At 67.4% G+C, this 11,362-nt stretch carries 11 protein-coding genes and 1 tRNA gene; 11 read left to right on the plus strand and 1 reads right to left on the minus strand.

From position 1 onward, the window contains the following. From rsmB to G3N94_RS36540, 11 genes are all read left to right on the plus strand, one after another. Positions 1–1,224 (plus strand): 16S rRNA (cytosine(967)-C(5))-methyltransferase RsmB (rsmB, locus tag G3N94_RS36490; protein WP_205799092.1); only part of this gene is annotated, 1,224 nt, incomplete at its 5' end. Next, positions 1,221–1,811: a DUF4390 domain-containing protein gene (locus tag G3N94_RS36495; RefSeq protein WP_205799093.1), complete on the plus strand. Its 591-nt coding sequence runs from the start codon at positions 1,221–1,223 to the stop codon at positions 1,809–1,811. The genes rsmB and G3N94_RS36495, both read left to right, overlap by 4 nt. Next, on the plus strand, positions 1,801–4,254 hold the full coding sequence (gene esaS / locus G3N94_RS36500; RefSeq protein WP_205799094.1) for a sensor histidine kinase EsaS: 2,454 nt from the start codon (positions 1,801–1,803) through the stop codon (positions 4,252–4,254). Before G3N94_RS36495 ends, esaS begins: the two co-directional genes overlap by 11 nt. After that, positions 4,255–4,944: a response regulator transcription factor EsaR gene (esaR, locus tag G3N94_RS36505; protein ID WP_205799095.1), complete on the plus strand. Its 690-nt coding sequence runs from the start codon at positions 4,255–4,257 to the stop codon at positions 4,942–4,944. It abuts the gene before it with no gap. Positions 4,945–5,005: 61 nt separating this feature from the next. Further along, a tRNA-Phe gene (locus G3N94_RS36510) sits at positions 5,006–5,081 on the plus strand. A 260-nt stretch (positions 5,082–5,341) separates the two neighbouring features. Continuing rightward, positions 5,342–5,743, plus strand: a complete 402-nt coding sequence (locus G3N94_RS36515) for a hypothetical protein (protein ID WP_205799096.1) — start codon at positions 5,342–5,344, stop codon at positions 5,741–5,743. Positions 5,744–6,089: 346 nt separating this feature from the next. After that, the gene (gene queC / locus G3N94_RS36520; RefSeq protein ID WP_205799097.1) at positions 6,090–6,824 is read left to right on the plus strand and encodes a 7-cyano-7-deazaguanine synthase QueC; all 735 of its coding nucleotides are present in this window, start codon (positions 6,090–6,092) and stop codon (positions 6,822–6,824) included. A 70-nt stretch (positions 6,825–6,894) separates the two neighbouring features. Further along, positions 6,895–7,527: a 7-carboxy-7-deazaguanine synthase gene (gene queE / locus G3N94_RS36525; protein ID WP_205799098.1), complete on the plus strand. Its 633-nt coding sequence runs from the start codon at positions 6,895–6,897 to the stop codon at positions 7,525–7,527. 18 nt (positions 7,528–7,545) lie between these two features. Further along, complete coding sequence (queD, locus tag G3N94_RS36530) at positions 7,546–7,998, plus strand: 6-carboxytetrahydropterin synthase QueD (RefSeq protein ID WP_205799099.1); 453 nt, start codon at positions 7,546–7,548, stop codon at positions 7,996–7,998. Between the two features lie 392 nt (positions 7,999–8,390). After that, positions 8,391–9,176, plus strand: coding sequence for an aldolase/citrate lyase family protein (locus tag G3N94_RS36535; RefSeq protein WP_205799100.1), 786 nt, complete (start codon positions 8,391–8,393; stop codon positions 9,174–9,176). Then, positions 9,173–10,027 (plus strand): tetratricopeptide repeat protein, encoded by an 855-nt coding sequence (locus tag G3N94_RS36540; protein ID WP_205799101.1) that lies wholly within the window; start codon positions 9,173–9,175, stop codon positions 10,025–10,027. Before G3N94_RS36535 ends, G3N94_RS36540 begins: the two co-directional genes overlap by 4 nt. Positions 10,028–10,084: 57 nt before the next feature. Here G3N94_RS36540 and rodA read toward each other — a convergent pair whose 3' ends face one another. Then, complete coding sequence (gene rodA, locus G3N94_RS36545; protein ID WP_205799102.1) at positions 10,085–11,233, minus strand: rod shape-determining protein RodA; 1,149 nt, start codon at positions 11,231–11,233, stop codon at positions 10,085–10,087. Positions 11,234–11,362: the final 129 nt, after the last annotated feature.

An 11,362-nucleotide genomic window follows, 5' to 3' on the forward strand; every position in this document is an offset into this window, starting at 1 on the left:
TCCGGCGCGCAGGCGCTTGCGCGCGGCGCGACACAGGATGTCGCGTACCGGACGATGCGGCGCCTCGGCAGCGCCGACTGGCTGATCGGCCGACTCGTCAGCAAGGCGCCGCCCGCGCATATTCATGGCGTGCTTACCTGTGCGATCGCGCTGCTGCTCGACGATGCCGACACGGCCGCGTACCCGGCATTCACCGTCGTCGACCAGGCCGTGACCGCAATCGGCGCGCGCCGCGAATTCATGTTCGCAAAGGGGATGGTCAACGCGGTGTTGCGGCGCTTCCTGCGTGAACGCGCGACGCTCGTCGCGGCGATGCAGGACGATCCGGTCGCGCACTGGAACTACCGTACATGGTGGGTCGACGCGGTGAAGGCCGCATGGTCCGACGACTGGCAGGCGATGCTCGCGGCCGGCGACCGTCCCGGCCCGCTCACGTTGCGCGTGAACGCACGCCGCGCGACGGTCGACGCGTACCTCGAGACGTTGCGCGCGCACGGGATCGACGCGGCCGCGATCGGCAAGCACGCGGTGCGGCTCGCGTCGGCGCTGCCGGTCGATCGCATCCCGGGCTTTGCCGACGGTGTCGTGTCGGTGCAGGACGCCGGTGCGCAGCTCGCCGCCGAGTGGCTCGGTGCGGCCGACGGGATGCGCGTGCTCGACGCGTGCGCGGCGCCCGGCGGCAAGACCGGGCACATACTCGAGCTCGCCGACGCGGAGGTCGTTGCGCTCGAAAGCGACGCGACCCGCGCGGCGCGCATCGGCGAGAATCTCGCGCGCCTGTCGCTCGTCGCGGACGTGCGCGTCGGCGATGCGGGCGCGCCCGGCGACTGGCACGACGGCCGGCCGTTCGACCGCATTCTCGCCGACGTGCCTTGCTCGGCATCCGGCATCGTCCGCCGTCATCCCGACATCCGCTGGCTGCGCCGCGCAGCCGACATCCCGGCGCTCGTCGCCGAGCAGCGCCGCATCCTGTCGGCGCTGTGGCCGCTCGTGAAGCCGGGCGGCGAACTGCTTTACGTCACGTGCTCGATCTTCCCGGAAGAAGGCGAGCAGCAGGCGCGCTGGTTTGAAGCGGCCTGTGAAGATGCGGTACGATTGGACGCGCCCGGCCAGTTGCTGCCGCGCGCCGTCCTGGGCGGAGCGCAGGACGGTTCGGCCGCGAGCGCACTCGACCCGACCACCGATCACGACGGATTTTTCTACGCGCGGTTTCAGAAACGGTGACGATCACACGCCTTTTTCCACTCCGGCTCGCGACCGTGCTGATGGTCGCGCTGACGCTGTGCCTGGCCTTCGCGATGCCGGCACGCGCCGAATCGATCGCCGTGCAGCGCGCGTCGCTGCAAGCCGACGGCAGCGGCTGGAGCCTCGACGCCCGCTTCGACTTCGACCTGAACGCGAACCTCGAGGACGCCGTCAACAAGGGCATTCCGCTTTACTTCACGACCGACTTCGAGCTGAGCCGCGCGCGCTGGTACTGGTTCGACGAGCAGCCGGTGTCGGTGTCGCAGACGATCCGCCTGTCGTTCCAGCCGCTCACGCGCGAGTACCGCGTGTCGACGGGGGGGCTGCAGCTCGGCTTCGCGACGCTGAAGGACGCGCTTGCGGTCGTCAAGCACATCACGTCGTGGCACGTGATCGAACGCAACCAGGTGCACCAGGGCGAGACCTATACGGCCTCGGTGCGGATGCAGCTCGATACGGCGCTGATGCCGAAGCCGTTCCAGGTCGATGCGGTCAACAACCGCGACTGGGCGCTCGCGTCGGACTGGAAGCGCTTTACCTTCACGGTGGCCGAACGTGCTAAATAAAGTGCGCCGCGCGGCCAGCGGGAAGAGCCTCCTCGTTCGCGTGATCGTCTCGACCGTCGCGCTTACCGCGCTGCTGCTGCTCGTGCTGCTCGCGGCTGCAAGCGCGAACACCGAATTCTTCGACCGCTACTACTCGTGGCTGTACGCGACGAACATCGTCGTCGCGCTCGTGTTCCTGCTCGTCGTGCTCGGCCTGATCGGGATGATCGTCGTGCGCCTCAGGAAGGGCAAGTTCGGCACGCGGCTGCTCGCGAAGCTCGCGGTGTTCTTCGCGCTCGTCGGCGTGGTGCCGGGCGGCATCATCTACATCGTGTCGTACCAGTTCGTGTCGCGCAGCATCGAGTCGTGGTTCGACGTGAACGTCGAGACCGCGCTGACGGCGGGCCTCAACCTCGGCCGCGGGATGCTCGACGCATCGCTGTCCGACCTGCAGACGAAGGCGCGGCTGATGTCCGACCAGCTCGCGAGCGCCGATACCAACACGAACGGCACGACGCTGACGCTGCTGCGCCTGCGCGACCAGTTCGGCGTGCAGGACGCGACGATCGTCGAGCCCGGCCGCAGCGGTTCGGGCGCGGCCCCCGACCTGCACATCGTCGCGCAGGCGTCCGGCAATTTCGCCGCGCTGATCCCCGACGACCTGCCGACCCCGCTGATGCTGAACCAGGCGCGCGAACGCGGCGTGTACGCGGCGATCGAAGGCGAGGTCGACGGCGATCCGCATGCGCACGGCGCGAAGGGTGCGCTGCGCTTGCGCGTCGTGCGGCCGATTCCCGATGCGACGATGTCGCTGCTGCAGCCGGCCGAGCGCTTCCTGCAGCTCACGCAGCCGGTGCCGCCGACGCTCGCGCATAACGCGGACGCCGTGCAGCGCGCGTATCGCGAATACCAGGAGAAGTCGCTCGGCCGCACGGGCCTGCGCAAGATGTACATCGGCACGCTGACGCTCGCGCTGTTCCTCGCGACCTTCATCGCGATGATGCTCGCGCTCGCGCTCGGCCAGCAGCTCGCGCGGCCGCTGTTCCTGCTTGCGCAGGGCACGAAGGAAGTCGCCGAAGGCGACTACACGCCGAAGCGCGAGATCAAGACGCGCGACGAGCTCGGCTTCCTCACGCAGTCGTTCAACGCGATGACGCGTCAGTTGTCCGAGGCGCGGCTCGCGGTCGAGAAGAACCGCGTCGCGCTCGAGCATTCGAAGACGTATCTCGAGAGCATCCTAGCGAACCTGACCGCGGGCGTGTTCGTGCTCGACCGCCAGTTCCGGCTGACGACCGCAAACCGCGGCGCCGAGCGGATCTTCCGGCAGCCGTTCAATTCGCTGATCGGCACGACGCTCGACCAGATCGGCGTCGTCGCGGAATTCGGCGCGATGGTGCGCAAGGCGTTCGCCGATCGCGAGGCGGCGTCCGACGGCGGCAGCGGCGATCGCGGCCACTGGCAGCAGCAGTTCGCGGTCGAGGTGCCGGGCGAAGCCGATCCGCTGACGCTGCTCGTGCGCGGCACGCGCCTCGTGTCGACGGTGGACGGGCAGGCGGAAGGGAAGGTGGACGATGCGCAGACGTCCGGCTACGTCGTCGTGTTCGACGATATCTCCGACGTGATTTCCGCGCAGCGCTCGGTTGCGTGGGGCGAAGTCGCGCGCCGGCTCGCGCACGAGATCAAGAACCCGCTGACGCCAATCCAGCTGTCGGCCGAACGGCTGCAGATGAAGCTCACCGACAAGCTCGCGCCGTCCGATGCCGACGTGCTGAAGCGCGGCGCGACGATGATCGTCAACCAGGTCGCGGCGATGAAGCGGATGGTCGACGATTTCCGCGAATATGCGCGCACACCGCCCGCGGTGCTCGCGAGCCTGCAGTTGAACGAACTGGTGAGCGAGGTGCTCGGGCTGTACGGCGTCGGCGAAGGCAAGAGCCCGATCGTCGTCGAGCTTGCGCCGCTGCCGGTGATTCGCGGCGACGCGACGCAGTTGCGTCAGGTGATCCACAACCTGCTGCAGAATGCGCAGGATTCGGTCGCGGAAGCCGCGCAACCGCGTGTGGTGATCGAAACCAAGACAGTAGAATATGGCGATCCCGACGCCGAGGGCAAAACGCGCGTCGCGGTCCGTCTTACCGTGTCCGACAACGGGCCCGGCTTTCCGGCGCGGATCCTGACCCGCGCGTTCGAGCCTTACGTGACGACGAAGGCGAAGGGCACGGGTCTCGGATTGGCCACGGTCAAGAAGATCGTCGACGAGCACGGTGCGCGGATCGATCTGCGCAATCGCATGCACGGCGAGACCGTCGAGGGTGCGCAGGTGTCGATCCTGTTCCTGCAGCTGGCGAGCGATGCGCCGGACGCCGAGCATGGCGCGCAGGACGGGGCGGCTCCCGCAGGGACGGCCCCCGGACGGCCGGCCCCGGCAAAGACAAAAGCAAGTGTGCAGACAAAGGCAGCGTAAATGGCAACCATCCTGGTGGTAGATGATGAAATGGGCATCCGGGAATTGCTCTCGGAGATCCTCAGCGACGAAGGACATGTCGTCGAGGCGGCGGAGAACGCGCAGGCCGCGCGTGAGTACCGCCTCGATCAGGCGCCCGATCTCGTGCTGCTCGATATCTGGATGCCCGATACCGACGGCGTGACGTTGCTCAAGGAGTGGGCGGCGCAGGGTCTGTTGACGATGCCCGTGATCATGATGTCCGGGCACGCGACGATCGACACGGCGGTCGAAGCGACGAAGATCGGCGCACTCGATTTCCTCGAGAAGCCCATCGCGTTGCAGAAACTGCTGAAGGCGGTCGAGCACGGGCTCGCGCGCGGCACGGCGCCGTTGTCCGTCAACGCGGCATCGAAGCCGGCCACGGGGTCGGCATCGGTCGCGTCCGCGGCGGCGCTGCCGACGCTCGGCGACGACGTGGTCACGGCGCTCGGTCTGTCCGGGCAGACGGCGGCGATTCCGTTCGACATCCCGTTGCGCGAGGCGCGCGACGCGTTCGAACGCGCGTACTTCGAGTATCACCTCGCACGCGAGAACGGCAGCATGACGCGCGTCGCCGAGAAGACGGGCCTCGAGCGCACGCACCTGTATCGCAAGCTCAAGCAGCTCGGTGTCGAGCTCGGCAAGAAGCCGTCGGAAGGGGGCATGTAAAAATTTTCACGAAAACACTTGCGCAACCCTCGGTGGCTGGATATACTTTCTCTTCTTCGTTGGCCCGGTAGCTCAGTTGGTAGAGCAGCGGATTGAAAATCCGCGTGTCGATGGTTCGATTCCGTCCCAGGCCACCAGAATTAGACGCCCAACCTTTCCAGGTTGGGCGTTTTCGTTTGTGGCGCGCATTTTGAGCCATGCGCAGTGTTTCCCGATTCGGCGCGCATTGGGTTCGACGCCAGCGTCTTGCACTTCCCGTTTCCCGTCAAAACGTATTGCGACATTGCGCGTAGCGCTGTCGTGTGCAATTGGCGCGCATCGGGAGGCGGTCCAGCAGCGTGCATGGGAGCGTTCCTATGAACTGGCGGCCGACTGCGAGCCGATGTTTGCAGATGCGGTGATCGATCCGAAAACGGGGTGTCGCAAAATTGTGCCGCGCGAGCCTGTCCGATATCCGGAGTTCGACGGCAACACGCGCGTCGAATGGGTGCAGGCGCAACTTCAGTCGGTCGCCGACTGCGGAGAAATCTCGGTTTTCGAGGAGTGGACCTTGCATCGGGACTATTCGTGCGGCATTGGCCTGCACGCGACGATCGATGTGCGCCATCTCACGGTCGATGCGGTGAATGGCTTCATCGACCGGTTCCTCGCAATCGAGGCCGATTATCGCGATCCGGTTCCGCGCTCGTGGCGGTATGAGCAGGTGCCGTACTGGGGGATCGAGTCGAACGCGCTGGTCGAGCCGTGGGACTGGGCCGAGGCCGAAGCCAGAGCGGGTCAGCCGGCTCCGGCCCGCTGAATGTGGTAGAGTTGCGGGTTGGCAGGATCAACCCCAAGGATCGTCAGATTCTTGGGGTTTTTCGCTTGTGTCGGGTGTAGTGTGCGCGGCGGCATTTCGGATCGCGTGATAATATCCTTTGCCGTTCAACGAGTTAGCCGTTTCATGGCGGCGCGCGCCGAATTCCCGTCACGGTGCCTGGCGCCGATGCCGCGCGATGCGCAGTATAAGCGTCCCGCCGTCTTCGACGCGAGCGGCCCCGCCTATACTGGTCGAGCCGGCGCAGCCGGCCGCGTCGGGTCGCCAGGCGACAGCTGGTCGCCAGCGCGCAGCGCGACGCGAGCCTACACATTCACGGAGTATCACGGTGATTCGGACAGACGCTAAAGACGGCGCGCTCGTGTTGTTTTCCGGCGGGCAGGACTCGACCACGTGCGTGGCCTGGGCGCTCGAACGCTACCAGACGGTCGAGACGCTCGGCTTCGACTACGGCCAGCGTCATCGCGTCGAGCTCGAGTGCCGCGAAGACGTGCGCGAAGCGCTGAAGCGCCAGTTCCCCGCGTGGGCGGACCGGCTCGGCGACGATCACATGATCGACCTGTCGGTGCTCGGCTCGATCAGCGATACGGCGATGACGCGCGCGATCGAGATCGAGACGTCGGCGAACGGGCTGCCGAACACGTTCGTGCCGGGCCGCAACCTGCTGTTCATGACGATCGCCGCGGCGATCGCTTACCGCCGCGGGCTGCGCGTGCTGGTCGGCGGGATGTGCGAGACCGACTTCTCCGGCTATCCGGACTGCCGCGACGACACGATGAAGGCGCTGCAGGTCGCGCTGAATCTCGGGATGGACACGCGCATCGTGCTCGAGACGCCGCTGATGTGGCTCGACAAGGCGCAGACCTGGCAACTCGCCGATCAGCTCGGCGGCCCGGCGCTCGTCGAGCTGATCCGCGTCGAGACGCATACATGCTACGTCGGCGAGCGCGCCGAGCTGCACGACTGGGGTTTCGGCTGCGGCGAATGCCCGGCCTGCAAGCTGCGCAAGCGCGGCTACGAGGCCTACCTGAAGGGCGAGCGGGTGACCGAAGCGCCGCTGTGACGCGTGCGTGCCGGCGGCGCACAATGGATGAACTGATCGACAACGCACGGCGCGAGCCGGACCAGGAACGATGACTTACGCGGTCAAGGAAATTTTCTACACGTTGCAGGGCGAGGGCGCGAACGCGGGCCGGCCGGCCGTGTTCTGCCGGTTCGCCGGCTGCAATCTGTGGTCGGGCCGCGAAGAAGACCGCGACGAGGCCGTGTGCCGCTTTTGCGATACCGATTTCGTCGGCACCGACGGCGAGAACGGCGGCAAGTTCAAGGACGCCGAAGCACTCGCCGCGCAGGTCGCGAGCCTGTGGCCGGATGGCGAGGCGCACCGCTTCGTCGTCTGCACGGGCGGCGAGCCGATGCTGCAGCTCGACCAGCCGCTCGTCGACGCGCTGCACGCGCAAGGCTTCGAGATCGCGATCGAGACCAACGGTTCGCTGCCGGTGCTCGAGTCGATCGACTGGATCTGCGTGAGCCCGAAGGCCGACGCGCCGCTCGTGGTCACGAAGGGCAACGAGCTGAAGGTCGTGATCCCGCAGGACAACCAACGGCTTGCCGACTACGCGAAGCTCGACTTCGACTATTACCTCGTCCAGCCGATGGACGGCCCGTCGCGCGATCTCAACACGAAGCTCGCGATCGACTGGTGCAAGCGCCATCCGCAGTGGCGGCTGTCGATGCAGACCCACAAATATCTGAACATTCCCTGAGCCACGGCTTTTGACATCGTGCTGATTACCCGAAAACTCGAATTCGACGCGGGCCACCGCATCCCCGATCACCGCAGCCAGTGCAGGAACCTGCACGGCCATCGCTACGTGCTCGAAATCACGCTGCGCGGCGATCTCGTCGATACCGAGGGGGCGCCCGACCGCGGCATGGTGATGGATTTCGCCGACGTGAAGGCGCTCGCGATGGAGCACCTCGTCAGCAAGTGGGATCACGCGTTTCTCGTCTACGCGCGCGACGAGGTCGTGCGCTCGTTCCTCGAGCAGATGGCCGACCACAAGACCGTCGTGATCGACCGGATTCCGACCGTCGAGAACCTCGCGGCGATCGCGTTCGACCTGCTCGCGAACGTCTACGACGCGCACTACGGGATCAACCTGCGCCTCGAGCGCGTGCGCCTGTACGAAACCCCGAATTGCTGGGCCGACGTCGAGCGCGAGCCCGGCCGCTGACTTCAGCGTCCCGGCAGCCGCCGGCCGCTGTACCGGCCTGCCGCGGCGTGATGCAGCCGTAGTCCGTGCCGGCCTGCCACAGCGCGTTGCAACCGTATTCCGCGCCGGCCCCCCACAGCGTACCGCGGCCGTAATCCGTTCTGACCCGGCCACCCATCCGTTCCCACATTCCGCGTGACGCCGCGCTATGATCGTTGCGTGGCTTCGCAAAACGCGCCCGTGCGCGGGTCGCGCGGGTCGCGCTGTCAGATCGGCCGCCCACGGCCGACTGACGTTCGACGGCCCGGTACGGCATCGCCGCCGTATGCCGACTGCCCGGCGCCGCCCGGCGCGTCGCGCCCCGCCTGTTGCTTGTCCCTTTCGATTGCCGTTCCGTCCAGGAGGCCGTTTCGATGAGCACGCTCACCAATTCCCTCAAACAACGCCTGCACGACGGCGAAGGCCCGCTGTACGGCCTGTGGCTGACGCTCGCGAGTGACGCCGCCGCCGAAGCGCTCGCGCATGCCGGCTACGACTGGCTCTGCATCGACATGGAGCACGCGCCGAACGACAGTCACGACGTCGCGTCGCAACTGCGGGCACTCGCCGCGGCGCACCTGCCGAGCGAACCGGTCGTGCGCGTGCCGGCGCGCGAGCCGTGGCTCGTGAAGCGCGCGCTCGATGCGGGCGCGCGCACGCTGATGTTCCCGAGCATCGAGACCGTCGACGACGCGGCGCACGCGGTGCGGCTCACGCGCTATCCGTCGCCGGAATCGCCGGACGGGCTGCGCGGCGTCGCGGGGATGGTGCGGGCGGCGGCGTTCGGGATGCGGCGCGATTACCTGCAGACCGCGAACGCGCAGGTCGCGGTGATCGTGCAGATCGAATCGGCACGCGGCGTGGACGACGTGGAGCGGATCGCCACGACGCCAGGCATCGACTGCCTGTTCATCGGCCCGGCCGATCTGGCGGCGAGCCTCGGCCATCTCGGCGACATCCGGCATCCGGATGTCGAATCCGCGATGGCGCGCGTGCTTGCAGCGGGCCGGCAGGCGGGCGTCGCGGTCGGCATTTTCGCGGCGGACACGGCGAGTGCGCGGCAGTATCGCGAGGCCGGCTACCGGATGATCTCGCTGTCCGCCGACGTGAGCTGGCTGCTGCGCGCGACGCGGCAGGCGTTGCAGGAGGTCAGGTCATGAACGGCATCGACGGTGCGTGTGGCGGGGCGCGCACGCACATACGCGCGCTGCGCGCAGGCACGGCGGCACTCGGCCTGTGGGCCGCCTGCTGCACGGCAGGTGCGCAGAGCACGCAGAGCACACCGGGTACGCAGAGCGCGCAGGGTATGCCGAGCACGCCGGGTGTGCAGGGCACGCAGGGTCCCCGCGCGAAACCGGATCCGGCGCGCGAGACGCAGTCCGCGATCGCCGACTACAACGCGGGCAACTTCCGGGCCGCGCTCGTGCAGTTCCACGACGCGGCCGAGCGTGGCGACCGTCTGGCCGAATTCAATTACGCGATGATGCTGCTGACGGGCGAGGGCGTCACGGTGAACGTCGACGAGGGCTTGCGCTGGCTGCGCCGCGCAGCGGACGCGAACATGTCGCATGCGCAGTACGTGTACGGCCGGATGCTCGACGACGGCGAGTTCGTCGCGCGCAACCCCGCCGAAGCGCATCGCTGGTTCCTGAAGGCGGCGCGGCAGGGCCACGTGCAGGCCGAACTGTCGCTCGCGAACCAGTTCCTCGACGGACGCGGGACGCCGCGCGACAACCGCCAGGCGTTCGTCTGGTACAAGCAGGCCGCGGATGCGGGCGAGCCGACCGCGCAGTACGTGACCGCATCGTTCTACGAACGTGGTGGCGACGGCGTCGAGCAGAACCTGAACATCGCGCGCGCGTATTACGCGGCCGCGGCCGCGCAGGGCGACGAGACGGCGGGACTCAAGTTCAAGGAACTCAGCGAACGCGTGAAGGCGCAGGGCCCGGCGAGCGGCGCAGGCGCCGGGGCGGCGCCGGAAGGCAGTCAACGCGCTGCGCCGCAACAGTGACGAAGCAGCATGACAAAACGGCGCACGAGGCGCCGCTTTGTTGATTTTCGGTGAGGATCAGCTCTTCATCAGCCGCCGCTGCCGGCCGACGCTCATGATCATCCCGATCGCGATGCCGAGCGTCGTGAGCGCGGTGCCGCCGTAGCTCATGAACGGCAGCGGCACGCCGACGACCGGCAGCACGCCGCTCACCATCCCGATGTTGACGAACGCATAGACGAAGAACGCGAGCGTAAGCGACCCGGCGAGCAGCCGGCCGAACAGCGTCGCGCCCTGCGCGGCGATGTACAGCCCGCGCGCGATCAGCGCCATGTACAGCGTGAGCAGCACGAGGCCGCCGGCAAGACCCCATTCCTCGGAGAACACCGCGAAGATGAAGTCGGTGTGCTTTTCCGGAATGAATTCAAGGTGCGCCTGCGTGCCCTTCAGGTAGCCCTTGCCGAGCGCGCCGCCCGAGCCGATCGCGATCACCGCCTGGATCGTGTGGAAGCCCTTGCCGAGCGGGTCGGACGTCGGGTCGAGCAGCGTGCAGACGCGGTGCTTCTGGTAGTCGTGCATCAGCGGCCACTGCACTTCCGGCTGGCAGATCCGTTCCTCGAACACCGCGATCGAGCCGACCGCGATCACGCCCGCAACCAGCACCGGCACGATCAGCTTGAACGACAGGCCCGCGAGATAGATCACGAAGAAGCCCGCTGCGAACACCAGCAGGCCGGTGCCGAGGTCCGGCTGCTTCGCGATCAGCCCGACCGGCACCAGCAGGATGCCGAACGCGGCGACGAAGTCGTACCAGCGCACGCCGCCTTCGCGGCGCTGGTAGTACCACGCCAGCATCAGCGGGGTCGCGATCTTCAGGATCTCGGACGGCTGGATCACGACGCCGACGTTCAGCCAGCGCTTCGCGCCCTTCTTGGTCATCCCGAACAGCGCGACCGCGACCAATAGCGTGACGCCGAACGTATAGAGCGGGACCGCGAAGCGCATCAGCGTCGTTGGCGGGATGTTGGCGATCACCCACATCAGCACGAACGTCAGCAGGATGTTGCGCAACTGGTCCTCGACCCGGCCCGGCATGTCGATGCTCGCGCTGTACAGCGTGACGATGCCGACGCACATCAGCAGGAACACGATGAGGGCGAGCGGGCGGTCGAAGCCCGCGAACATCTGCTTGATCTTGTCGAGCCAGGCGCGCTTGTCGAATTGCATGCCTATCTCCGTTAATGAGCGGTGCCGGCGTCCGCCGCTTTCGCGGGGGACGTCGCACGGTTGTCGTCCCGCGACGCGGCAGCCAGCGGCTGCGCTTCGCTTGCAGGCCGGCGCGGCCGGTGCGGCGTG

This window comes from Burkholderia sp. Ac-20353 (genome assembly GCF_017104785.1).
In the GTDB taxonomy this organism is placed as follows: domain Bacteria; phylum Pseudomonadota; class Gammaproteobacteria; order Burkholderiales; family Burkholderiaceae; genus Burkholderia.

Bases quoted from the DNA above. Each gene is read 5' to 3' on its own strand.
- esaR (WP_205799095.1), top strand. From the start codon at position 4,255: ATGGCAACCATCCTGGTGGTAGATGATGAAATGGGCATCCGGGAATTG.
- queE (WP_205799098.1), top strand. From the start codon at position 6,895: ATGACTTACGCGGTCAAGGAAATTTTCTACACGTTGCAGGGCGAGGGC.
- G3N94_RS36535 (WP_205799100.1), top strand. From the start codon at position 8,391: ATGAGCACGCTCACCAATTCCCTCAAACAACGCCTGCACGACGGCGAA.
- G3N94_RS36540 (WP_205799101.1), top strand. From the start codon at position 9,173: ATGAACGGCATCGACGGTGCGTGTGGCGGGGCGCGCACGCACATACGC.
- rodA (WP_205799102.1), bottom strand. From the start codon at position 11,233: ATGCAATTCGACAAGCGCGCCTGGCTCGACAAGATCAAGCAGATGTTC.